Origin of the sequence: Streptomyces sp. MK37H (genome assembly GCF_018035285.1) — a bacterium.
Lineage (GTDB): Bacteria > Actinomycetota > Actinomycetes > Streptomycetales > Streptomycetaceae > Streptomyces > Streptomyces endocoffeicus.
The window spans coordinates 1-23503 of record NZ_JAAAYH010000055.1 but is presented as its reverse complement, the minus strand read 5'-3'; the positions used below and the strand labels follow the sequence as shown (position 1 = coordinate 23503).

Genomic DNA, 23503 nt, shown 5'->3' with positions numbered 1-23503 from the left:
CTCCTAGCGGGTACGTTCCTGTAGGTAACGGACAAGCGTTATCAGCGCGTTGGCCGATGACTTCTCGTCACGTGCGTCACAGGTGACGATCGGGGTCTCGGGCAGCAGGTCGAGTGCCTCGCGCAATTCGTTGTCGGGGCGGGCCGGCGTGCCGTCGAAGTGGTTGACGGAAATCGCGTAGGGCAGTCCGTAGTGCTCCACCAGGTCGATCACCGGGAAGGATTCCTTGAGCCGTTCGGGATCGACGAGGATCAGTGCCCCGAGAGCGCCTCGGGTCATGTCCTCCCACACCTGGACGAAGCGTTCCTGTCCGGGTGTGCCGAAGAGATACAGGACAAGTCTGTCGCTGAGCGTGAGCCGGCCGAAGTCCATGGCCACGGTGGTCGTGGTCTTGCCCCGGGTGCCCATGAGGTCGTCGATATGGGCTCCGGCCTGAGTCATCCGCTCCTCGGTGCGCAGCGGAGGAATCTCGGACATGGTGCCGATGAACGTCGTCTTTCCGACCGCGAAATGCCCCACGACCAGGATCTTGGCCGCGATCTGCACCGCTTCGTTCAGATAGACGTCATCATCCGAAACGGGCCTGGAGCCCATCCAGCACCTCCTGAAGGAGCGAAACGTCGACAAGCTGCGCGGGAGGCGCGGGTGCGCGGGTGACGAGGTATCCGTCCGAGGAGAGATCGGACAGCAGGACCTTCACGATGCCGATCGGAAGTCCCATGTGTCCGGCTATCTCCGCGACCGAGAGATAACCACCCGAGCACAGCTCCAGGAGCCCGCGCTTCTCCGGGTCAAGATGGCTGGGGGGTCTCTGTTCGGAGGCGGTGACCAGCGTGATCAGGTTGAACTGGTCGTTCTCCGGAAGCCCTCGACCATTGGTGATGACGTACGGTCGCACTAACTGAGCCGACTCGGGCTCCTGCTCGCCGGGTGCCGTCATGCCTGAATTCCGGTGTCTTCGCGAGGCGGTGTGGTCAGTGCCTTGCCGAGCTGCCCGACAAGCTGCTGCATCCGGAACGTGATGTCGGCCATGTCGACATCCGGCGCGGAGGAGACCGCCAGATACGCGCCCTCACCCGCGGAGATGAGGAAGACCCAGCCACCGTCGAACTCGACCAGGGTCTGGCGCCACGTCATATGGGGGCCACCGCAGAAGCCGGCCATGGTGCGGCTCAGCGACTGGATGCCGCTCATCGCCGCCGCGACGGTGTCGGCCTCGTCCTTTTTGACCTCTTGAGAACGGGCCATCAGCAGACCGTCGGCGGAAACCAGGATCGCATGACGAGCCCCTGGAACTTCCAGGGCGCTCTCAAGCATCCATGACAGGTCGTTGTTCACTGAGGATCATGCCCTTCCCTGTTCGGGTTTGCTGCTGAGCGGCCGGACTGAGTGCCGCGCTGGAACGCGCCCATGATCGAAGCGGTTTCCTCGCTCGTCCGGGCCGCGGCAGTGGTGGAGTCTGCTCTCGGGACGATGGAAATCGCGCCCTTACGGCGACGCTTGGGCAGGCCCCCGGCGGTGGAACCGCTCACGGTGGAACTGGTCACGGTGGGGCTCGGCTCCCGCTCCTCGGCCGTGGCGGGAGCGCGGGTCGTCGGCTGCTCTTCCGGCTCGGGCATATTGGTCAGAAGGTCCTCGGGGAGAAGCACGACCGCGCGAACACCACCGTACGGAGAGGTCGAATCGACGGACACCGTGAAGCCATAGCGCGCGGCGAGCACACCGATCACCGCAAAACCGAACTGCGGCGGATTGCCCAGTCCCGTTACACCGGTGGCGTGGGTGGCCGAGAGCAGCTTGTCCGCCCGGTTCTTCTCCTCCTCGTTCATACCGACGCCGGCGTCGTCGATGATGACGCAGACGCCCTTGGGAACGGTGCGGATGGTGATGTCGATGGGCGAGTCGGGCGCGGAGTAACTGGTCGCGTTGTCCAAAAGCTCGGCCAGCGCCAGCGCGACCGGTTCCACGGCCCGGCTGACCAGGGCGAAATTGCTCTGCGAGCGGATTTCCACCCGGGTGTAGTGACGGATGCGGCCCTTGGCGCTGCGCACTACGTCGTACACCGAGGCGACGGCTCGCTGCCGGCCCAGCCAGCCGTCACAGAGCACCGCGATGGACTGCGCACGCCGACCGAACTGCGAGTTCATATGGTCGATCTCCAGGAGGTCCTGGAGAAGCTGGTGCTCGCCGTACTTGTCCTGCGTCTTGGAGATGGCCAGCTGCTGCTCGTTGGCGAGGCCCTGAAGGGTACGCATGGCGGACTTCAGCGCGCTCTTGGTGGCCTCTTCGGCGCGGTTGTGGGCCTCCTGCACCGCCTCGGCGTAATTGTTCTCGAGGTCGGCCGCGCGTTTCTCTAGCTCCGCCTTCTCCTGGCGCAGATTCGCTCGCGTCTTTCGCCCGCGGATAATGGCGGTTGCGGCGAGAGGCGTGCCAGCGATCAGGGCCCAGAGCGCTGGATCCTGTAGATATTGCGTCATTGAGACTCTCTTTAAACGACTAGACCGCCAGGGACTTTAGGGAGGTGTGGTGCGTTATGCATCTGGAATGGTCGGGGCGGCGGTAAGTCAGCGCCCGTACGGCGCCCGCGGGTTCCGGGGACAGCGCGCTCGTCTTGCCGACGGCAGCGCACAGGCGTCGGTGCGCCGGAACGACTCCGTATGCCCGACTGGCGGCATAATGCTCCTCAGAGTGGGGATCCTCTCGGCGGGATGTGCCGGATCGCCGTGTGTCTTACGCGCCCTTGGCTCGCCTGGCAAGCGCGGTGATCGTATCACCGGTATCACTGGGCCCCGTGCATGTGCCCCAGTCCCATTCGTTCACCTGACGTCGTTTCAGCCACACCCCCAGTTCACCGCGTTGACCGACGTCAGGGCGTGTCCCGGGGGATCGTAACGGGGCGGCGCGGGCATCCGCCGAACGGCGTGCCAGCCATCAGATATCCGGGCATTCGACCCCGGCTGTGTATGGGTGGTGAAGGGTGTGTGGAGATGAATAGGGAATTCCGCTAGACATTCATCCCGGTCATGACTCCCTTATTCTCTTTGTTCTGCTTATTCCCTTATTCCTCTTGTCTGTGGTTACTTCCGACAGGCCGGGGGAGAGCGGTCCCGCGCCGGTATCGTCGGGGGGTGTCGGAACAGCCCCGTGACAGCTCCGCTCCCACCCTCTTCACCTGGGAGTTCGCCAGCGATCCCTACCCCGCGTACGCCTGGCTACGCGAACACGCCCCGGTGCACCGGACCACGCTGCCGAGCGGTGTGGACGCCTGGCTGGTGACCCGTTACGCCGACGCCAGGAAGGCGCTGGCCGATCCCCGGCTCTCGAAGAACCCCCAGCGGCACAGTGCGGCGGCCCACGCCAAGGGCAAGGTGGGCATCCCGGGTGAACGGCGCGCCGAGCTGATGACACATCTGCTCAATATCGACCCTCCCGACCACACCCGGTTGCGGCGGCTGGTGTCGAAGGCGTTCACTCCGCGCCGGGTGGCCGCGTTCGCCCCCCGGGTGCGGAGCCTCACAGATCAGCTCATCGACGCCTTCGAAGAGAGGGGAGAGGCGGATCTCATCCATGAGTTCGCCTTCCCTCTCCCCATCTACGCCATCTGCGATCTGCTCGGGGTGCCGCGCGAGGACCAGGACGACTTCCGGGACTGGGCGGGCGCGATGATCCGGCACGGCGGTGGTCCGCGCGGCGGAGTGGCCCGCGCCGTGAAGAGGATCCGGGCGTATCTGGGCGAGCTGATCCACCGCAAGCGCCTGGAGCTCGCCGGGCGCGGCGAAGAAGAGGACGGGGAGGATCTGATCTCCGGCCTGATCCGGGCCGGCGACCACGGTGAGCACCTCACCGAGAACGAGGCCGCGGCCATGGCCTTCATCCTTCTCTTCGCCGGCTTCGAGACGACCGTCAACCTCATCGGCAACGGCGTCTACGCGCTGCTGCGCCATCCGGAGCAGCGCGCCCTCATGCGGCGGGCCCTGGAAGAAGGGGACGAGCGGCTACTCGCCGCCGGGGTCGAGGAACTGCTCCGCTACGACGGACCCGTGGAGATCGCCACCTGGCGGTTCGCCACCGAGCCGCTAACCCTCGCCGGGCAGCACATCGCCGAGGGGGAGCCGGTGCTGGTGGTGCTCGCCGCGGCCGACCGGGACCCCGAGCGGTTCGCGGAGCCCGACGTGCTCGATCTCACCCGCCGGGACAACCAGCACCTCGGCTACGGCCACGGCATCCATTACTGTCTGGGCGCCCCGCTGGCCCGGCTGGAGGCCCGGACCGCGATCGCCACCCTGCTGCGGCGGCTGCCCGGGCTGCGGCTCGCGGAGGATCCGGACGATCTGCGGTGGCGCGGCGGGCTCATCATGCGCGGGCTGCGCACGCTCCCGGTGACCTGGAATTCCGCGGACGGCTGAGACCCTCAAGGCCCGTACGGCCGGAAATACGTGACGAATGATCAGCCGTGTGACCTTGGCGTGACCTGGGATACATCGCCTTGTGATGATCGAGTGCCCTCGCTATGTTCACCGGCAAACCTTGTCGCCATAGCGCCATAGCGCCATAGGAGAGGTCAATCGCATGCGTTCCGGTAATGGTCGACACCGTCGCCCCCGTCAGGCCCCGGCCATCATCGTCGCGGCGGGGGTCACGGGAGCGGGCCTCGCCATACCCCTCTTCGGGGCGGCTGGCGCACAGGCCGCCCAGACCGCCACATGGGATCACGTCGCCGAGTGCGAGAGCGGCGGTATGTGGAGTGCCAACGAGGGCAACGGCTTCTACGGCGGGCTCCAGCTGACCCTCGACATGTGGAAGGAGTACGGCGGCACGGAGTACGCCCCGCGCCCCGACCTCGCCAGCCGCTCCCAGCAGATATCCGTCGCCGAGGCGATCCTGGGCGACCGCGGCCCCGACGCCTGGCCGAGCTGTGCGCTGGGCGCCGGGCTCACCGACGGCGGCGGCGCCCCCGATGTGGACCCCGGCAGCACGGCCACCCCGGACCCGGGGACGGGCCGCGGCGAGGACGGCCCGGGGGACCGGGGACGGGACGGCTCCTCCTCGGACGCGGACCGTTCGGACCCGGACCGTTCGGGGACGTCCGACGGCGCCGACAAGCCGGACGCGCCGGATGCGTCCGGGTCGGCCGAGGGCCCGGAGGCGCCCCACACCTCCAAGTCCCCCGACGGGTTGGACGGCTCCGCCTCTGACGACCCGGCGTCGGACAGCCCCTCGGCGTCGGACGGCTCCAAGACCCCCTCGGCCGACCCGTCGCCCTCCGGCCGCCACCGCGGCGCTCCGGACGCCGGGGAGCGGGCCGACGACGGCGGTACGGAGAGCGCACGGCCCTCCGGGCGCCATGCCTCGCGCGGCGCGTCGGACCGCGATGGGAGCTCCGCGGACGGCGATTACACTGTTCGCCCCGGTGACAACCTGTCAGGGATCGCCGAGCACCAGAACGTGTCCCGGGGTTGGGAAGAGCTCTACGAATCCAACGAGGACCTCATCGGTACCGACCCCGATCTGATCATCCCTGGTCAGCGACTTGACCTCGCCATCAGGGAGCAGTGATTCGGGGGGAATTGCCCGATCTGGACCCGGTGAGACATACATCTCGTCACATTTTCCGGGGCGCACCTCGTGTCCGATCCCTCCTCACCCGGCCCCACCTGCGTCGATGTGGGCCGGGTGAGATCAATTACAGCCCCATTCACTGCCCTTGGGGTGTTTGAACGTTCTTGGGAGGTGTGTTTAACGTCTTTCCGCTCGCCACCGCGGGCACCGTCGATCGTCACGCCGAATCCTGCCGGCGGTCGGGGGGAAACCGACGCGTCAGCGCCGAAGGCAGGAGCGGGGGACCCAAGGTAGGTGCCGAGTGGCCTGTGGATACGGGCTTGTCGGCTAGGGGTGAAGCCGGGAGCGACCATCGCGACCGGCCGGGCAACTCACGTCCGAACCCGACAGCTCACCTCGTAGGCGTCGGTGAGGAAACGAACCAAAATGCTCAAGTCCAACGGGAAGCACCGCCGCCCCTCCAAGGCCACCCGTATCGCCGCGCTCACCGGTCTCGCCGGTGCCGCCGTGGCGGCACCGCTCATCGGGGCGACCTCCGCCTCCGCGGCCACCACCTCCCAGTGGGACCAGGTCGCGCAGTGCGAGTCCGGTGGCAACTGGTCGATCAACACCGGCAACGGCTACTACGGCGGCCTGCAGTTCTCGAGCTCCACCTGGGCCGCCTACGGCGGCACGGCCTACGCCTCCACCGCGGACAAGGCCAGCAAGGCCCAGCAGATCCAGATCGCCGAGAAGGTCCTGGGCAGCCAGGGCAAGGGCGCCTGGCCGGTCTGCGGCAAGGGCCTGACCTCCGGCGGCAGCCCGTCCGCCCCGTCCGCGCCCTCCGGCTCGCAGGACCAGTCCTCGGCGACCACCAAGTCGGCCCCGGCCGCCAAGCAGGCGCAGCCGAAGGCCCAGCCGAAGGCCCAGCCGCACACCGCGCCCGAGCACGCCGCGCGCCAGCAGACCCGTGGCCCGATCAAGAAGGGTGACGGCGAGTACAAGGTCAAGTCCGGCGACACCCTCGGCAAGATCGCCAAGGCCCACGACGTCAAGGGCGGCTGGAAGAAGCTCTTCGAGCTGAACAAGGACATCGTGGAGCAGGCCGACCTGATCTTCCCGGGCCAGCAGCTGCACCTCCGCTGAGCCACGGCCACGGTCACGGCCCCGCCTGAGGACTCCCCCCGAGGACCTCCCCTGAGGCCGGCCCCCGAGAACGAGCCCCGGCCGGGCGTGCCGCCCCATGGCGCGCCCCGCCGGGGCTTTCCCAATGCATAAGAAATCTGGATTTTTGATCCAGAAACTGGCTTTTTGCGTCGCGCCCCTGTCTCGTGGGGCGGGCGAACGCGGGGCGCAGCCCTCCCGGCCCGTTAGGCTCGTGCTGCTACCGCAGACCCATACGAAGGAGAACCTCGTGCCGTCCATCGACGTCGTCGTAGCTCGCGAGATCCTCGACTCGCGAGGCAACCCCACGGTCGAGGTCGAGGTTGGCCTCGACGACGGCAGCACCGGCCGTGCCGCCGTGCCGTCCGGCGCCTCCACCGGCGCCTTCGAGGCCCTCGAGCTCCGTGACGGCGACAAGAACCGCTACAACGGCAAGGGCGTGGAGAAGGCCGTCCTCGCCGTGATCGAGCAGATCGGCCCCGAGCTGGTCGGCTATGACGCCACCGAGCAGCGGCTGATCGACCAGGCGATGTTCGACCTGGACGCCACCCCGGACAAGTCCTCGCTCGGTGCCAACGCGATCCTCGGCGTCTCCCTCGCCGTCGCGCACGCCGCCTCCGAGGCGTCCGACCTCCCCCTCTTCCGTTACCTCGGCGGCCCGAACGCCCATCTGCTGCCGGTGCCGATGATGAACATCCTCAACGGCGGGTCGCACGCCGACTCCAATGTGGACATCCAGGAGTTCATGATCGCGCCGATCGGCGCGGAGTCCTTCTCCGAGGCCCTGCGCTGGGGCGCCGAGGTCTACCACACCCTGAAGTCCGTGCTGAAGGAGCGCGGTCTGTCCACCGGCCTCGGCGACGAGGGCGGCTTCGCGCCGAACCTCGGCTCCAACCGCGAGGCCCTCGACCTGATCCTCGAGGCGGTCAAGAAGGCCGGCTACCAGCCGGGCCAGGACATCGCGCTCGCCCTGGACGTCGCCGCCTCCGAGTTCTACAAGGACGGCACGTACCAGTTCGAGGGCCAGTCCCGCTCCGCCGCCGAGATGACCTCGTACTACGCCGAGCTGGTCGCCGCGTACCCGCTGGTCTCCATCGAGGACCCGCTGAACGAGGAGGACTGGGACGGCTGGAAGACCATCACCGAGCAGCTCGGCGACAAGGTCCAGCTGGTCGGCGACGACCTCTTCGTCACCAACCCCGAGCGGCTGTCCCGCGGTATCGACAGCGACACCGCGAACGCCCTGCTGGTCAAGGTCAACCAGATCGGCTCGCTGACCGAGACCCTCGACGCGGTCGAGCTGGCCCAGCGCAGCGGCTACAAGTGCATGATGTCGCACCGCTCCGGTGAGACCGAGGACGTCACCATCGCCGACCTGGCCGTCGCCACCAACTGCGGCCAGATCAAGACCGGCGCCCCGGCCCGCTCCGAGCGGGTGGCCAAGTACAACCAGCTGCTGCGCATCGAGGAGATCCTCGACGACGCCGCGGTGTACGCGGGCCGTTCCGCCTTCCCGCGCTTCAAGGGCTGAGCGGACACGTCTGACGCCCGTCCCCGGCCACGGTCCCGTACCGTGGCCGGGGACGGCGTCGCTCGACGGCGTTACCCAAGCGAAGGCATCACCGGGGAGGCGACGTGCCGGCGGATCGGGAACGGTTCTCCACCGCGACCAGGCTCAAGGCGCTGGGCGAGCACGCCGCCGCCCGGGTCTACCGCGTGCGCACCAAGCGCCGCCGCGGCCGGCTGACCGGCCGGGCCGCCCTGCTCACGCTGGTCGTCTGCTCCCTCGTCGTGGCGCTCGCCTATCCGATGCGGCAGTACATCTCCCAGCGCTCCGACATCGCCGAGCAGCGGCACGAGGCCCAGCGGGCCCGCGAGGACGTGAAGAAGCTGCGGGAGCGGAAGGCCCGGCTGCGCGACCCCGCCTACACCGAGCAGCAGGCCCGGGAGCGGCTGCACTTCCTGATGCCGGGGGAGACCGGCTACAGCATGGTGGACGGCGCCGGCTCCACCGAGCGCTCCACCGACCAGGGCGCGGCCGGCCGCCCCTGGTACACCAACCTCTGGGACGCCGTGGACACGGCGGACGCGGCGGGGGCGGGCAGCGCGCGCCGCTGAGGCGCCGCGCTCCGGCCGCCGGCCGCACCCGGCGTTCGAATCGAAACGAAGAAGAAGAACTTTCCCACTCATGGATACGCCCCCGCCCCAGACGGAGCCCACCGCGCCCACCGACGCGGACATCCACGCCGTACGGGAGCAGCTGAACCGCCTGCCCCGGGGCCTGCGTGCGATCGCGCACCGCTGCCCCTGCGGCAATCCGGACGTCGTGGAGACCGCGCCGCGGCTCGAGGACGGTACGCCCTTCCCCACTCTCTACTACCTGACCTGTCCGCGCGCCGCGTCCGCGATCGGCACGCTGGAGGCCGAGGGCGTGATGAAGGAGATGACGGCCCGGCTGGGCACCGACCCCGAGCTGGCCGCCGCCTACCGCGCCGCCCACGAGGACTACATCGCGCGCCGCGACGCCATCGAGGTGCTCCAGGGCTTCCCCAGTGCGGGTGGGATGCCGGACCGGGTGAAGTGCCTGCATGTGCTGGTCGCCCACTCCCTCGCGGCCGGCCCCGGGGTCAATCCGCTCGGGGACGAGGCGATCGCGATGCTGCCGGAGTGGTGGCGCAAGGGCCCGTGTGTGAGCCCCTGCGGGACCGAGGACCCGAGCCGGGAGGAGAGCGCATGACCCGCGTCGCCGCCGTGGACTGCGGCACCAACTCGATCCGGCTCCTGGTGGCGGACGCCGATCCGGCCACCGGGGAGCTGATCGAGCTCGACCGCCGGATGAAGATCGTCCGGCTGGGCCAGGGCGTGGACCGCACGGGCCGGCTCGCCCCCGAGGCGCTGGAGCGCACCTTCGCCGCCTGCCGCGAGTACGCGGAGGTCGTGCGTGAGCTGGGCGCCGAGCGCGTCCGCTTCGTGGCCACCTCCGCCTCCCGGGACGCCGAGAACCGCGAGGAGTTCGTGCGCGGGGTCGTGGAGATCCTGGGCGTCGAGCCCGAGGTGATCACCGGGGACCAGGAGGCGGAGTTCTCCTTCACCGGGGCCACCAAGGAGCTCACCGGCCATGACCATATGGCCGGGCCGTATCTGGTGGTGGACATCGGCGGCGGTTCGACGGAGTTCGTCGAGGGCGGCGATGGCGTGCGGGCGGCCCGAAGCGTGGACATCGGCTGCGTCCGGCTGACCGAGCGCCATCTGGTGGTGGACGGCCGGATCACCGATCCTCCGACGGAGGATCAGATCGCCGCCATAAAGGCCGATGTGGAGCAGGCGCTGGACCTGGCCGAGCGCACCGTGCCGCTCAGCCGCGCCTGCCGTCCCGCGGACGGCCACGCACTGGTCGGTCTTGCCGGTTCGGTCACCACCGTGGCCGGGATCGCGCTGGGCCTGAAGGAGTACGACTCCTCCGCGATCCACCACTCCCGGATCTCCCTCGGCCAGGTCCGCGAGATCACGGGCAGGCTGCTCGGCTCCAGCCACGCCGAGCGGGCGGAGATCCCGGTGATGCACCCGGGGCGGGTCGATGTGATCGGCGCGGGGGCGCTCATCCTGCTTTCGATCATGGAAAGGACCGGCGCCGAGGAGGTCGTGGTGAGCGAACACGACATCCTCGATGGGATCGCCTGGAGCATCGCCTGAGCGGGCGGGATAACGTATGAGCGGCCGCGGAACCCCCTTCGGGGGCCCTCCGCGAGCCGCCTCCGAGAAAGTTCGTGAAACTCTTCACATGAAAAAGGCGCCTGGTGGCCGCCCGATGCGGCGCTCTGGGGCGGTTTCGGCGGCCGGGCCCCGTAACTGACCGGATCGTGAGGTGTCAGGGCGGTGTTCGGTGCCCCCGTGCGGACCGCCTGGTCTACTCCCGCGTTCAATCACAAGCCCTGCTCAGAGGGGTGAGAACGTGTCGATCCGGCCAGTGGTTCCCCTCCGCCGGTATGGCGTCCATCACGGGGGCGGCGGAGTGTAGCAGATACCTCCACCATGCTTGTGAAGGGGCTCACGAGGTCCCCCCCTGGGGGTGCTGGATACTCGAATCATGAGCACCACGGAGCGTCCCAGGATCCTCGTTGTAGGCGGTGGGTACGTAGGCCTGTACGCGGCGCGCCGCATCCTCAAGAAGATGCGGTACGGCGAGGCGACCGTCACGGTCGTCGACCCCCGGTCGTACATGACGTACCAGCCCTTCCTCCCCGAAGCTGCGGCCGGCAGCATCTCCCCGCGCCACGTCGTGGTTCCGCTGCGGCGCGTGCTCCCCAAGGCGGAGGTCCTTACCGGCCGAGTGTCGACCATTGACCAGGACCGCAAGGTCGCCGTCGTCCAGCCGCTCGTCGGCGAGACGTACGAGCTGCCCTTCGACTACCTGGTCATCGCCCTCGGCGCGGTCTCCCGCACCTTCCCGATCCCCGGTCTCGCGGAGAACGGCATCGGCATGAAGGGCATAGAGGAGGCCATCGGCCTGCGCAACCACGTCCTCGAGCAGCTCGACAAGGCCGACTCCACCACGGACGAGGAGATCCGCCGCAAGGCGCTCACCTTCGTCTTCGTCGGCGGTGGCTTCGCCGGCGCGGAGACCATCGGCGAGGTCGAGGACATGGCCCGTGACGCGGCCAAGTACTACCCGAACGTCAAGCGCGAGGACATGCGCTTCGTCCTCGTCGACGCCGCCGACAAGATCCTCCCCGAGGTCGGCCCGAAGCTGGGCAAGTGGGGTCTGGAGCACCTGCAGAAGCGCGGTATCGAGGTCTACCTCGAGACCTCGATGAACTCCTGCATCGACGGCCATGTCGTCCTCAAGAACGGCCTCGAGGTCGACTCCAGCACCATCGTGTGGACCGCGGGCGTCAAGCCCAACCCGGCGCTGGCCCGGTTCGGCCTCCCGCTCGGCCCGCGCGGCCATGTGGACACCGCCCCGAGCCTCCAGGTCCAGGGCAGCGACTACATCTGGGCCGCCGGTGACAACGCCCAGGTCCCGGACCTCGCCACCGGCGAGGGCGCCTGGTGCCCGCCGAACGCCCAGCACGCGCTGCGCCAGGCCAAGGTCCTCGGTGACAACGTGATCTCCGGTATGCGGGGCTTCCCGCAGAAGGACTACAAGCACGCCAACAAGGGCGCCGTCGCGGGTCTGGGCCTCCACAAGGGCGTCGCGATGATCGTCTTCGGCAAGATGAAGATCAAGCTGAAGGGCCGCCTGGCCTGGTACATGCACCGTGGCTACCACGGCATGGCCATGCCGACCTTCAACCGCAAGATCCGGGTGCTCGCCGACTGGACGCTGGGGATGTTCCTCAAGCGCGAGGTCGTCTCGCTCGGCGCCATCGAGAACCCCCGCGAGGAGTTCTACGAGGCCGCCTCCCCGGTCAGCGCCGCCACCGCGGCCAAGCCGGCGGCCCCGGCCGAGAAGGCCAAGGCGTCCTGACCATAGGGCCCGACCAGCACAACTGAACGCCAAGGGCGTCCGCCATCCGTGGGGCGGACGCCCTTGCGTCTGCCCTCGGGTGCCCTCCGATGGCCCGCTTTTTGAAGCTGTTTTGCCGATTCCAGACGTGTCGGCGGGACTGTACGGCGGGTTCCATGGTGTTTACGTGGTGAGTGAATCTTCCTGACTCGCCATCACGGAGGTGCGATATGGCCGACGCCGCTGGGCGGATCGCCACCCTGGCCGAGGAGGTGCTGGGAACCCCTCTCCCGATCCGCGTCCGCGCCTGGGACCACAGCGAGACCGGCCCGCCCGGCGCGCCCACCCTGGTCATCCGGCGCCGCCGGGCGCTGCGCAGGATCCTGTGGCGGCCGGGCGAGCTGGGCCTGGCCCGCGCCTGGGTCGCCGGGGACCTCGATGTCGAGGGCGATCTGTACGAGGCCCTGGACCGGCTGTCCGGGCTGCTGTGGGAGCGCGGCCCCGCCACCGCGCCGCGGTCCCGGCTCCTCACCGGCATCCAGGCGCTGCGCGACCCCGCGCTGCGCACCGCCGCCCGGGAGATGATCGCGCTCGCCGGGCCGGGGCTGCCGCCGCCCCCGCCGCGCGAGGAGGCCCGGACCACCCTCGGTTCGCTGCACTCCCTGCGCCGCGACCGTAAGGCCATCAGCCATCACTACGACGTCGGCAACGACTTCTATGAGCTGGTGCTCGGCCCCTCGATGGTCTACTCCTGCGCCTACTGGGACCGAGCGGACTCCACGCTGGAGGAGGCCCAGCGCGCCAAGCTGGACCTGGTCTGCCGCAAGCTGGCCCTGAAGCCCGGCCAGCGGCTGCTGGACGTGGGGTGCGGCTGGGGCTCGATGGTGCTGCACGCGGCGCGCGAGTACGGGGTGCGCGCCGTCGGCGTCACGCTCTCCGAGGAGCAGGCGGCGTACGCCCGTAAGCGCATCGCGGACGCCGGGCTCACCGACCAGGTGGAGATCCGGGTCCAGGACTACCGCGAGGTCCCGGACGGGCCCTACGACGCCATCTCCTCGATCGGCATGGCCGAGCACGTGGGCGCCGTGCGGTACGCCGAGTACACCGCCATCCTGCACCGGCTGCTCCGGCCCGGCGGGCGGCTGCTCAACCACCAGATCGCCCGGCGCCCCCAGCCGGACGAAGAGGCGTACCACGTGGACGAGTTCATCGACCGCTATGTCTTCCCCGACGGTGAGCTCGCCCCGGTCGGCCGGACCGTGGCCCAGCTCGAGGAGGGCGGCTTCGAGGTACGGGACGTGGAGGCCATCCGCGAGCACTACGCGCTCACGCTGCGCCGCTGGGTCGCCAACCTGGAGCGGTCCTGGCCCCAGGCCGTGCGGCTGACCTCCCCGGGCCGGGCCCGGGTCTGGCGGCTCTACATGGCGGCCTCCGCCCTCTCCTTCGAGCGCAACCGGATCGGGGTCAACCAGGTCCTCGCCGTCCGCACCCCCGAGGGCGGGGCCTCGGGGCTTCCGCTGCGCGCCCGCGACTGGCGAGGCTGAAATCGATGTAAAGCGGCCGGAACGCGGACGTCCCCGTCGGCCGGAACGCGGACGTCCCCGCCCGCCCCGGAGAGGGGCGGACGGGGACGTCCCGTGTCCGGCTCGCCGCCATGCGGTTTGCTCGGCTACTCGGCCTTGATGGCGGCGAGCATGTTGAGCTTGGAGGCCCGCCGGGCCGGCCACAGCGCCGCGATGACTCCTACGAAGGCGGCCATCAGCAGGAACAGTCCCATCCGGCCCCACGGAAGCACCAGCTCGTAGCTCGACAGCTCGGTGGCGATCAGCTCACCGGCCGCCCAGCCGAAGAAGACGCCGAGGCCGAGGCCGAGCACCCCGCCGAAGAGCGAGATGACCAGCGACTCCAGCCGGACCATCCGCTTGATGCCGCCCCGGTCCAGGCCGATCGCCCGCAGCATGCCGATCTCCTTGGACCGCTCGAAGACCGACATCGCCAGGGTGTTGATGACACCGAGCACGGCGACGATCACGGCCATGGCGAGCAGCCCGTAGAGCATGTTCAGCATCAGGGTGAAGGCGCTGGCGATCTCGTCGGAGGTGTCCTGCTTGTTCTGGATCTTGATCGCCGGGTTCTCGCCGAGCGTCTTCTTCAGCAGGTCCTTGTTGTTCTCCGTGGCGCCGCCCTTGGTCTTCAGCATCACCTGGAAGTCCGCGACGGTGGTCATGTGCGGGGTGACCGTGGCGCTGTCGACCATGACGCCGCGGATCATCTGGTTGCCCTCGTAGACACCGCCCACGGTCAGCTTGCCGCTGCGGCCGTCCTCGTAGGTCACCGGGATGGTGGAGCCGACCTTCCAGCGGTGCTCATCGGCGATCTTGTCGTCGATCAGGGCCTTCGTGCCCCCGAGTGCGGCGAACGAGCCCTCGGTGAAGTCCACCTTCACCAGGTCCTTGATGGCCTTCGGGTCGACGCCCGTCAGGGAGTCGGAGTCGCCGGCGACCCGGGCCGGGGAGGAGCGCAGCGGGCTGATCGAGGTGACCTCGGGCAGCTTCGCCAGGGTCTTGGACACCTCGGGCGACAGCGGCCGCCCGCCGGTCCCGCCACCCCCGCCCATGCTGACGACGTAGTCGGACCTCAGCCCGTCGGCCGCCATCTTGTCGATCCCCTTCTGCATGGATCCAGCGATCACCGTCATACCGGTGATCAGGGTGAGACCCACCATCAGGGCGGAGGCGGTGGCGGCGGTACGACGCGGGTTGCGCACCGCGTTCTGCCGGGCCAGCTTGCCGGGCATCCCGAAGATCCGCAGCACCGGGGAGGCGGCCGCGATCAGCGGCCGGGACAGCAGCGGGGTGAGCACGAAGACGCCGATCACCAGGACGGCCGCGCCGAACGCCATCGGGCCCTGGCCGTCGCCGCCCATGCCCGCACCGGCGACCACCAGCGCGACACCGGCCGCGGCGAGGAACGCGCCGATGGTGTTGCGGACCACCAGACCGCGGGTGGTCGGCGCGGCGTGCACGCTGTTCATCGCGGCGACCGGCGGGATCTTGGCGGCGCGGCGGCCGGGCAGCCAGGCGGAGAGCACGGTCACCACGATGCCCACGACCACCGAGGCCAGCACCGTGGTCGGCGCGACGATCAGCGGACCGTCCGGGACGTTGGCCCCGGTGGAGTTGAGCACCGAGCGCAGCACCGCGCCGATGCCGACACCGGCGGCGAGACCCACCACGGCCGCGACAGCGCCCACGACGGTGGCCTCGATCAGCACCGAGCGGGTGACCTGACGGCGGGTCGCACCCACCGCGCGCATCAGGGCGAGCTCCTTGGTGCGCTGGGCGACCAGCATGGTGAAGGTGTTGACGATGATGAAGATGCCGACGAAGAGCGCGATACCGGCGAACACCAGCATCGCGGTCTGCATGCTGCTCATGCCCTCTTCGATCGCCTTGGCCTGGTCCTTGGCGAGCTTCTTGGCGGTGGTGGCCTTGGTCTGCTCGGGCAGGATCTTGTCGATCGACGACTTCAGGGTGGACTGCGAGGTGCCCGCGGCGGCCTTCACGTCGATCTCGTCGAACTGCCCGGGCTTGCCGAACAGCTTCTGCGCGGTGACCGTGTCGTACAGCGCGAGCGTGCCGCCCGCCGCGACATTGCCGTCGTCGGTGGTGAAGACGCCGACGACCTTCTCGGTGCGCACCGGGCCGTCGACGGAGACCCGGATGGAGTCCCCGGCCTTGTAGTGGCCGCGCTCGGCGGTCCTGGAGTCGAGCGCGATCTCACCCGCGGCCTTGGGGGCGCGGCCCTCGGTCATGTTGTACCGGGGGTCCTTGCCGTCGGCGCCCGGGTAGTAGTTGCCGCCGAGGTTGGAGAAGCCGCCGCCGAGCAGGTCGCCCTTCTTGTCGGCGAGGGAGGAGGAGCCCTTCACCACACCGTAGGCGGAGGCGGCGCCGGGCGCCTTGGACGCCTGGTCCAGCAGCCGCTGGCTCAGCCGGGGCGCGTCACCGGGGTTGGCGGAGTCGTCGTCCTTCTTGTCGGGGGTGATGGCGACGTCGACGCCCTTGAAGCCCTTCTGGGAGCTCTTCTGGTAGGCGTCGGAGATGGTGTTGGTGAAGACCAGGGTGCCGGCGACGAAGGCCACGCCGAGCATCACGGCGAGCACGGTCATCAGCAACCGGGCCTTGTGCGCAAGCACATTGCGCAGGGCTGTACGGAGCATGAGGTGTCAGTCCTGAAGGGGTGGAGTGGGGGAGTGCGGGGCGGCGTGCGGGTGCGGGCGCGCGCCCCGCGTCAGCTCGTGCGGCCCTTGGCGTCGAAGCGCTTCATGCGGTCCAGTACCGAGTCGGCGGTGGGGTTGCGCAGCTCGTCCACGATTCGGCCGTCGGCCAGGAAGACCACCCGATCGGAGTAGGACGCGGCGACCGGGTCATGAGTCACCATCACGATCGTCTGGCCCAGCTCCCGCACCGAGTTGCGGAGGAAGCCCAGGACCTCGGCGCCGGAGCGGGAGTCCAGGTTGCCGGTCGGCTCGTCGGCGAAGATGATCTCCGGCTGGCCGGCCAGGGCGCGGGCCACGGCGACGCGCTGCTGCTGACCACCCGACAGCTGGTTGGGGCGGTGCTTGAGCCGCCCGGCCAGACCGACCGTGGCCACCACCTGGTCCAGCCACGCCTGGTCGGCCTTGCGGCCCGCGATGTCCATCGGGAGGGTGATGTTCTCCAGCGCGTTCAGCGTCGGCAGCAGGTTGAACGCCTGGAAGATGAAGCCGATCTTGTCGCGGCGCAGCTGGGTGAGCTTCTTGTCCTTGAGCGTGGTCAGTTCGACGTCGCCGATCCGGGCCGAGCCGCTGGAGATGGTGTCGAGACCCGCCATGCAGTGCATCAGCGTGGACTTGCCGGAGCCGGAGGGGCCCATGATCGCGGTGAACTCCGCCTGGCGGAACTCGACGGAGACCGAATCCAGGGCGATTACCTGGGTCTCGCCCTCGCCGTAGACCTTGCTCAGGTCCGTGGCGCGGGCGGCCGCCGTGGTGGCGCGGGCGGCGGTTTCGACGCCGAAGGGGGTGGTGGTCACGGTGGATGACTCCTGTCGTGCTCTGCGGGAGTGGGCGGGACGTCACTCCATGGTTCCGGTTGTGAAGGGGAACGGGATCAGCCCGTGCTCCCGTTCTCGTGGGGGTCGCGCGATGTAGGTGGTGGCGGCGGAGTCCTCCTTGAGGAGGAGAGGACGCCCCGTCCGGGGCGTCGAGATTGCGTCAATCCCCAGTTAACGGGGGTTCAGGGCATATCGGCAGGTCCAATGGCCGTCGGCATCTTTGGGTACCCCGCCCCGCTGCTGATGCACCCTCAGTTGCCAATAAAATAAGACAACCTCAGTCTGCGGATTCACTGTGCGGGGGCATGTCCCCGGATAGGCTCGTGCTGCTCTCTTCCAGGGGAGGGCCGTATGCGCACCGTACGGCCCAGGGGGAACCGCTGCCCGGATGGTGGAATGCAGACACGGCGAGCTTAAACCTCGCTGCCCCTCGCGGGCGTACCGGTTCAAGTCCGGTTCCGGGCACCTTCAGATCCGGTGGGCGCACTCAGCGTGTGTGGATGATCGCCCCGAGTGTGTGCGCGGGGCCCGCAGGGGCCTCGCGCGGCCTCTTCCTGCGTGAAAAGATCCTCCTTGGGCACTAGGGTGCTTTCTTTGCTTACCCATTACTCTTGAGTCAAGGTCGCGCCCGGCGGCCACGGAGGAGTGAGATGAGGAGCAGCAACCCGGTCTTCTCGCGACGGGGGTTCAGCCGCAGCGGCGGCTACGCCGGTTTCGGCGCGGCGCCGCAGGCCGGGAGTCCCGCCGCCGGTCAGGCCAACCCGTACGCGGGCGGTAACCCGTACGCGCAGACACAGGCGCCCACGAACCCCTATGCGGCGGGCGACCAGCAGAATCTGACCCCCGAACAGCTGCAGCAGATGTACGGCGCGCCGCCGGCGGGCCCGCTGCAGACCGGCCGGATGACGATGGACGACGTCGTCATGCGCACCGGTATGACCCTCGGTACCGTCATCGTCGCCGCCGCGGTCGCGTGGATCGCGCAGCTTCCGGTGGGCGTGGGCATCGGCGCCGCGCTCGTGGCGATGGTGCTCGGCCTCGTCCAGTCGTTCAAGCGCACGGCCTCGCCCGCGCTGATCATGGGTTACGCCCTCTTCGAGGGCCTCTTCCTCGGCGTTATCAGCCAGGTGTACAACGAGCGCTGGTCCGGCATCCCGATGCAGGCCGTGCTCGGCACGATGGCCGTGTTCGTCGGTGTGCTCGTCGCGTACAAGACCCGCCTCATCCGGGTGAACGCGCGATTCCAGCGCTTTGTGCTCGCCGCCGCCATCGGCTTCATCCTGCTGATGGCGGTCAACCTGCTGTTCGCCGCCATCGGCGGCGGGGACGGCCTCGGCTTCCGCAGCGGTGGCCTCGGCATCGTCTTCGGCCTCGTCGGCGTCGTGCTCGGCGCGGCGTTCCTGGCGATGGACTTCAAGCAGGTCGAGGACGGTGTCCGGTACGGCGCTCCGCGCGAGGAGTCCTGGCTGGCCGCCTTCGGGCTGACGCTCTCGCTGGTGTGGATCTACCTGGAGCTGCTCCGGCTGATCTCGATCTTCAGGGACTAGCGTCGCTGAGTGTCGCGTAGCACGTAGAAGGGCCCGCGGAGGCGAAGACCTCCGCGGGCCCTTCTTCCTGTCCGGCTTAAGCCGCTCCGTTCGGTGGGTCTGTCATACACGCTTCTGCCTCCGGGCAGCGGGCTACAGCAGCTTGCGTGCCGCACGCCTCAAGTCGTGTTCATGGATGATGGCCTTCGCATGGCCGTAGGCGAGCTGATGCTCGCCGCGCAGCCAGCTGACCTTCTCCTCGAATCGGAAGAAAGCGGGGCCCTCGTCGACCGTGCGCAGCCAGTCGGCGACTTCACGGCCCGTGCACTGGGGGATGCGGGAGAGTAGGTTCCGGTGAGTCTCGTCGGAGAAGATTTGGGACATCGGCGCCTCCGGACGCTTCCATGCCGGACCCGGGGCCATGGCCCGGGTTTCCTTCAGCTCACCGTGCCTGAGTGTTCGCCCGTTGGCAACAGTCCCTCAGTGGCGCATACGCTCGGAGCGTGGATGATGTCACTCCTCTCCTGGCCGCCGTCGACCGGCTCGCCGACCGGTTGCGCGCCCTTCCGCAGTCCCGGCTGCGCGCGGGCGCGGCGGCCGAAGGGCTGGCCCTGGCCAGGGAATTGTCGGTGCGCGCACAGCGGCTCGAGGAGCCGGGAACCCCGCCGCGGATCATGCCGGACGCGGGGCTGTTCGTGGTCGCCGACCAGGTGGCGGTGGCCGGACATGACTTGGTGCACGCGCTGGAGCGTGCGCCGGGCGGCGCCGGGAGCGGCGATACGGCGCGGGGGGCCGCCGAGGCGGTGGCGCTCGTGGCGGAGGCGGCGGGGCGCTGCGGCGTCTGAGCGCCCGCTTGCAGCCTGAAGGTCCGCTTGCGGCCTGGGGGCCCGCTTACAGGCTGAGGGTCCGCTTGCGGCCTAGGGGCCCGCTTACAGGCTGAGGGTCCGCCTACGGCTGGGCGATGTGTCCTTACAGCGAGGCGATGACGCGGTCGGCGAGGACGTACACGTTCTCCTCGCCGCAACCGAACGTGAGCGCATAAGCACCGGAGACGCCCGAGCCTCCCAGCAGTACCGGGGCGGTGCCCTCGCGCAGCGCGTCCGCCAGCCGCTCGGCCGTCTCCCGGTGGCCCGGGGTCATGCAGATCGTGGTGCCGTCGGCGAAGACGTAGACATCGAGGGTGCCGAGGGGACCGGGCCGCACATCGGACAGCGGGGTGCGGGCGTCGGCCAGCTCCGCGAGCCGGGTCACCGTACGGTCGTGGTCGGCGACGGGTGACGACGGGGCGAAGTCGGGGTGGGACGGATGGCGGCGGCGGGCCGCCGCCAGCTCGGCGGACTCCCGGGGCTCGGCAGCGGGCTCCGCCCCGGCGCCCAGCTCCAGCTCCACCTCGGACTCGACCTCGGGCTCCTGGTCCCCGCCGGAGTCCAGGGCCTCGGGGCCCAGCGCGTCCAGCCCGAGCAGCGGTTCGAGCCCGGCCAGGTCTGCCTGGCGGGGCACGAAGAGCTGCGCGTCCTGGGGGGCGTCCTCGAACCCGCCCGGCCCGCTCAGCAGCGAGTGGGCGTCGGCCGCTCCGGCGGAGTCCCTGGCCTCCTGGGCGGCCCAGAACGCCCGCGCCTCGGCCAGCTCGCGCTCCCGCTCCTCGGCCAGCGCGTCGGCGACGGCCGCGCGTATCTCGGCGGCCGGGGTGGCACGGGGCGCGGGCACCGGCGCGCCGCCCTCCTCGCCGCCGCCTCCGCCGCCCGTCCGGGCACCGGCGGCCACGGTGGCCGCGAGCTCGGCGCGCAGCTCACTGATCTGCCGGCGCACACCGCGCGCGGTGTGCAAGGCGGCCGTCCCTACGGCCGTGGCGGTCACCGCGGCCAGCAGGAGGACAAGACTCGTGGGGCTCACTGACGTACTCCCGGTTGGCTGTAGATCCCCCGAATTCCTACCTCAGCTTGAGGCTTATCGCCTCTCGACGTCAGTGCATACCATCACCAAATGGGCAGAATTCGGTACCGGGCGGGCCTTTGGTCACCGGTGCTGAGCTGGGGAGACGGCTCTCCCCCAGGACTTTTGTCACATCCTGGGGGAGATTCGGTCACGGCCCGGGCCGAACCAGTGTCGCAGACGCGTTACGACGCGGCCGCCCGGCCCGGCTCCGCGGATCGGATCGGCTCATCTCAGCTCAGGCGCTCGATGACCATGGCCATGCCCTGGCCGCCACCGACGCACATGGTCTCCAGGCCGAACTGCTTGTCGTGGAACTGCAGCGAATTGATCAGCGTGCCGGTGATCCGGGCGCCGGTCATGCCGAAGGGATGGCCCACGGCGATCGCGCCGCCGTTGACATTGAGACGGTCCAGGTTGATGCCCAGATCGCGGTAGGACGGGATGACCTGTGCGGCGAACGCCTCGTTGATCTCCACCAGGTCGATGTCGCCGATCGACATCCCGGCACGGGCCAGCGCCTGCTTGGACGCCTCGACCGGGCCGTAGCCCATGATCTCGGGGGAGAGGCCGGTGACACCGGTCGACACGATCCGCGCCAGCGGGGTCACGCCCAGCTCCCGCGCCTTGGTGTCGGACATGATCACCAGCGCCGCGGCGCCGTCGTTGAGCGGGCAGCAGTTGCCCGCGGTGATCCGGCCGTCGGGGCGGAAGACCGGCTTCAGACCCTGCACCCCCTCCAGGGTGGTGCCCGCGCGGGGGCCGTCGTCCTGGCTGACGACCGTGCCGTCGGGGGTGGTCACCGGGGTGATCTCGCGCTCCCAGAAGCCCTTCTTGATGGCCTCCTCGGCGAGGTTCTGGGACCGCACGCCGAACTCGTCCATCTCCTCGCGGGTGACCCCCTTGAGCCGGGCCAGGTTCTCGGCCGTCTGGCCCATCGCGATGTACGGGTCGGGCAGGAGATCGTCCTCGCGCGGGTCGTGCCAGTCGGAGCCCTCCTGCTCGGCGCGCGCGACCGTACGGGCCTCGGCCTCCGCGAACACCGGGTTGTGGGTGTCCGGCAGCCCGTCCGAGGTGCCCTTCTTCGACCGCGAGACCATCTCGACGCCCGCCGAGATGAAGACGTCGCCCTCGCCCGCCTTGATGGCGTGCAGCGCCATCCGCGAGGTCTGGAGGGAGGAGGAGCAGTAGCGGGTGATCGTACAGCCGGGGAGGTGGTCCATCCCCATCTGCACGGCCACGATCCGCCCGAGGTTGTGCCCCTGCTCACCGCCGGGGAGCCCGCAGCCGAGCATCAGGTCGTCGATCTCGCGGGGGTCGAGCTCGGGGACCTTGGCGAGCGCGGCCTGGATGATCTCGGCGGTGAGGTCGTCCGGCCGCAGATCCTTGAGCGATCCCTTGAAGGCGCGGCCGATGGGAGAACGGGCGGCAGAGACGATCACTGCTTCGGGCATCACGGCTCCATGGGGGCGGGGTGCGGGGTGGGCTCTGAGGGAAGTTACCCGTACGTATCGGCAGGGTCACGGGGTGCGGGCTGTGACACCGGACTCTTTTTTCCAAGCGTACGCTCAGCGGCCGGGGCTCGCCCGGGGTGCGGCGCCCTTCTTGCGCGGTGTCCGGGCCGCGCGGCCGGGTCGGGTGCGGCTTACGTCTTGCACCTTCGGCGCGATGGAGCAGCGGGGCAGGGACGCCGGGGAGCGGGCGCCCGGAGGCCCGGCCCGGTGCCCCCGACCCACTCGGATGCGCCGAAGGCGCGAGACGGGCCGTCCGCACCCGGCCGAGCGGATCGGCCCGCGCCGGGCGGCAGGGCGGCCAGGCCCAGGGGACGCAGCGCCCGACCCGGCCCGGCCGGGGTCAGCAGCCCGAAGGGGGCGGGGACGTCGGCGACGAGGTGTCGGGGGAGCCGGATACGGTCGCGGGCTCCTTCGTGGCGGGGCCCTGGCGGCGCAGCAGACGGGCCCAGGGGCCGCGGGCCGCGGTGACCTCCGTGCCGCCCTCCGCGGCCGCCTCGGCCGCCGCCGTGGCGACCGGCAGGATGCCCTCGTCGAGCGTCTCCGGTGCCTCCTCGGGCCACAGGCCCAGCGAGTCGCACAGGGTCGGCAGAACGGCCATCGCGGCCGTGGCGTACCCCTCCGCCGAGGGGTGGTAGTTGTCCGGGCCGAACAGCTCCCGCGGATTCGCCGCGAACTCCGGGCCCAGCAGATCGCCCAGCGAGACCGTGCGCCCGCCCTGCTCCACCACCCCGATCGTCTGCGCGGCGGCCAACTGCCGGCTCAGCCGCCGCGCGATCCAGCGCAGCGGCTGATAGACGGGCTCGATCGTGCCGAGGTCGGGACAGGTGCCCACGATCACCTCGCAGCCGCTGTCGCGCAGTCTGCGCACCGCGTCCGACAGCAGCCGCACCGACTTGGCGGGCGGCATCCGCCGGGTGACGTCATTGGCGCCGATCATGATCACGCATACGTCGGGGAGCAGGTCCGGATCCTCCAGCACCAGCGTGACCTGGCGCTCCAGATCGCTGGACTGCGCCCCCGGCAGCGCCACGTTCCGCAGGTCCACCGGGCGCTCCGCGACCGCCGCCAGCCCCGAGGCGAGCAGCGCGCCCGGTGTCTGACTAGGGCGGTGGACGCCCTGCCCGGCGGCCGTGGAGTCGCCGAGAAAGGCCAGCCGCAGTGGTGGCTGGCCGGTCCTGCGGGCGAAGGCGAAGCCATATCGGCCGTCCGCGCGCGGAGGCGGATCGTCCGACCCGCCCACCACCCGCTTCGCATGGGACACCTCGGTGAGCAACAGCACGGCGGTCACC

The 23503-nt window shown here is 69.8% G+C and carries 21 protein-coding genes, 1 tRNA gene and 1 riboswitch; of the genes, 12 read left to right on the top strand and 10 right to left on the bottom strand.

Annotated elements, in window-relative coordinates; genetic code table 11:
- Positions 1-3: 3 nt before the first annotated feature.
- From GWI24_RS11125 to GWI24_RS11110, 4 genes are read right to left on the bottom strand one after another with little or no spacing between them, the layout of a single operon-like run.
- Complete coding sequence (locus GWI24_RS11125) at positions 4-594, bottom strand: ATP/GTP-binding protein (protein WP_210945744.1); 591 nt, start codon at positions 592-594, stop codon at positions 4-6.
- Positions 569-940: a DUF742 domain-containing protein gene (locus GWI24_RS11120; RefSeq protein ID WP_137978293.1), complete on the bottom strand. Its 372-nt coding sequence runs from the start codon at positions 938-940 to the stop codon at positions 569-571. Before GWI24_RS11120 ends, GWI24_RS11125 begins: the two co-directional genes overlap by 26 nt.
- Entirely contained in the window at positions 937-1338 is a 402-nt protein-coding gene (locus tag GWI24_RS11115; protein ID WP_210945743.1) for a roadblock/LC7 domain-containing protein, read from the bottom strand. Before GWI24_RS11115 ends, GWI24_RS11120 begins: the two co-directional genes overlap by 4 nt.
- A complete protein-coding gene (locus tag GWI24_RS11110) occupies positions 1335-2477 on the bottom strand; it encodes a sensor histidine kinase KdpD (RefSeq protein ID WP_210945742.1) in 1143 nt (380 codons plus the stop codon). The genes GWI24_RS11115 and GWI24_RS11110 overlap by 4 nt, the downstream gene beginning before the upstream one ends.
- Positions 2478-3128: 651 nt before the next feature.
- On the opposite strand from GWI24_RS11110, the gene GWI24_RS11105 reads away from it, so the two are divergent.
- From GWI24_RS11105 to GWI24_RS11065, 9 genes are all read left to right on the top strand, one after another.
- A complete protein-coding gene (locus tag GWI24_RS11105; RefSeq protein WP_210945741.1) occupies positions 3129-4406 on the top strand; it encodes a cytochrome P450 in 1278 nt (425 codons plus the stop codon).
- Between the two features lie 163 nt (positions 4407-4569).
- Positions 4570-5556: a transglycosylase family protein gene (locus tag GWI24_RS11100; protein ID WP_210945740.1), complete on the top strand. Its 987-nt coding sequence runs from the start codon at positions 4570-4572 to the stop codon at positions 5554-5556.
- A 255-nt stretch (positions 5557-5811) separates the two neighbouring features.
- A riboswitch (cyclic di-AMP (ydaO/yuaA leader) is annotated at positions 5812-5979 on the top strand.
- 6 nt (positions 5980-5985) lie between these two features.
- Positions 5986-6684, top strand: a complete 699-nt coding sequence (locus tag GWI24_RS11095; protein WP_210945739.1) for a transglycosylase family protein — start codon at positions 5986-5988, stop codon at positions 6682-6684.
- A gap of 268 nt (positions 6685-6952) precedes the next feature.
- Positions 6953-8233 (top strand): phosphopyruvate hydratase, encoded by a 1281-nt coding sequence (gene eno, locus GWI24_RS11090; protein WP_210945738.1) that lies wholly within the window; start codon positions 6953-6955, stop codon positions 8231-8233.
- A gap of 104 nt (positions 8234-8337) precedes the next feature.
- The gene (locus GWI24_RS11085) at positions 8338-8820 is read left to right on the top strand and encodes a septum formation initiator family protein (protein ID WP_210945737.1); all 483 of its coding nucleotides are present in this window, start codon (positions 8338-8340) and stop codon (positions 8818-8820) included.
- 70 nt (positions 8821-8890) lie between these two features.
- A complete protein-coding gene (locus GWI24_RS11080; protein WP_210945736.1) occupies positions 8891-9439 on the top strand; it encodes a DUF501 domain-containing protein in 549 nt (182 codons plus the stop codon).
- Entirely contained in the window at positions 9436-10395 is a 960-nt protein-coding gene (locus tag GWI24_RS11075; RefSeq protein WP_210945735.1) for a Ppx/GppA phosphatase family protein, read from the top strand. Before GWI24_RS11080 ends, GWI24_RS11075 begins: the two co-directional genes overlap by 4 nt.
- A gap of 394 nt (positions 10396-10789) precedes the next feature.
- Entirely contained in the window at positions 10790-12169 is a 1380-nt protein-coding gene (locus tag GWI24_RS11070) for an NAD(P)/FAD-dependent oxidoreductase (RefSeq protein ID WP_210945734.1), read from the top strand.
- A 209-nt stretch (positions 12170-12378) separates the two neighbouring features.
- A complete protein-coding gene (locus GWI24_RS11065) occupies positions 12379-13692 on the top strand; it encodes a cyclopropane-fatty-acyl-phospholipid synthase family protein (protein ID WP_210945733.1) in 1314 nt (437 codons plus the stop codon).
- Positions 13693-13817: 125 nt separating this feature from the next.
- Here GWI24_RS11065 and GWI24_RS11060 read toward each other — a convergent pair whose 3' ends face one another.
- The gene (locus tag GWI24_RS11060; RefSeq protein WP_210945732.1) at positions 13818-16367 is read right to left on the bottom strand and encodes an ABC transporter permease; all 2550 of its coding nucleotides are present in this window, start codon (positions 16365-16367) and stop codon (positions 13818-13820) included.
- A 71-nt stretch (positions 16368-16438) separates the two neighbouring features.
- A complete protein-coding gene (locus GWI24_RS11055) occupies positions 16439-17221 on the bottom strand; it encodes an ABC transporter ATP-binding protein (RefSeq protein ID WP_210945731.1) in 783 nt (260 codons plus the stop codon).
- A gap of 403 nt (positions 17222-17624) precedes the next feature.
- Here GWI24_RS11055 and GWI24_RS11050 point away from each other — a divergent pair.
- Together GWI24_RS11050 and GWI24_RS11045 are read left to right on the top strand one after the other, a co-directional pair.
- Positions 17625-17707 (top strand) — tRNA-Leu (locus GWI24_RS11050).
- Positions 17708-17892: 185 nt separating this feature from the next.
- Positions 17893-18789: a Bax inhibitor-1/YccA family protein gene (locus tag GWI24_RS11045; RefSeq protein WP_210945730.1), complete on the top strand. Its 897-nt coding sequence runs from the start codon at positions 17893-17895 to the stop codon at positions 18787-18789.
- Positions 18790-18921: 132 nt separating this feature from the next.
- Here GWI24_RS11045 and GWI24_RS11040 read toward each other — a convergent pair whose 3' ends face one another.
- Positions 18922-19152, bottom strand: a complete 231-nt coding sequence (locus GWI24_RS11040; protein ID WP_037954490.1) for a DUF4287 domain-containing protein — start codon at positions 19150-19152, stop codon at positions 18922-18924.
- 119 nt (positions 19153-19271) lie between these two features.
- Between GWI24_RS11040 and GWI24_RS11035 the strand changes: the two genes are divergently transcribed.
- Entirely contained in the window at positions 19272-19613 is a 342-nt protein-coding gene (locus tag GWI24_RS11035; RefSeq protein WP_210945729.1) for a hypothetical protein, read from the top strand.
- A 124-nt stretch (positions 19614-19737) separates the two neighbouring features.
- Here GWI24_RS11035 and GWI24_RS11030 read toward each other — a convergent pair whose 3' ends face one another.
- The 3 genes from GWI24_RS11030 to GWI24_RS11020 all read right to left on the bottom strand — a co-directional run.
- Positions 19738-20661 (bottom strand): hypothetical protein, encoded by a 924-nt coding sequence (locus tag GWI24_RS11030; protein ID WP_210945728.1) that lies wholly within the window; start codon positions 20659-20661, stop codon positions 19738-19740.
- A gap of 272 nt (positions 20662-20933) precedes the next feature.
- The gene (locus GWI24_RS11025; protein WP_210945727.1) at positions 20934-22154 is read right to left on the bottom strand and encodes an acetyl-CoA C-acetyltransferase; all 1221 of its coding nucleotides are present in this window, start codon (positions 22152-22154) and stop codon (positions 20934-20936) included.
- Between the two features lie 400 nt (positions 22155-22554).
- Positions 22555-23503 (bottom strand): SGNH/GDSL hydrolase family protein (locus tag GWI24_RS11020; RefSeq protein ID WP_210945726.1); only part of this gene is annotated, 949 nt, incomplete at its 5' end.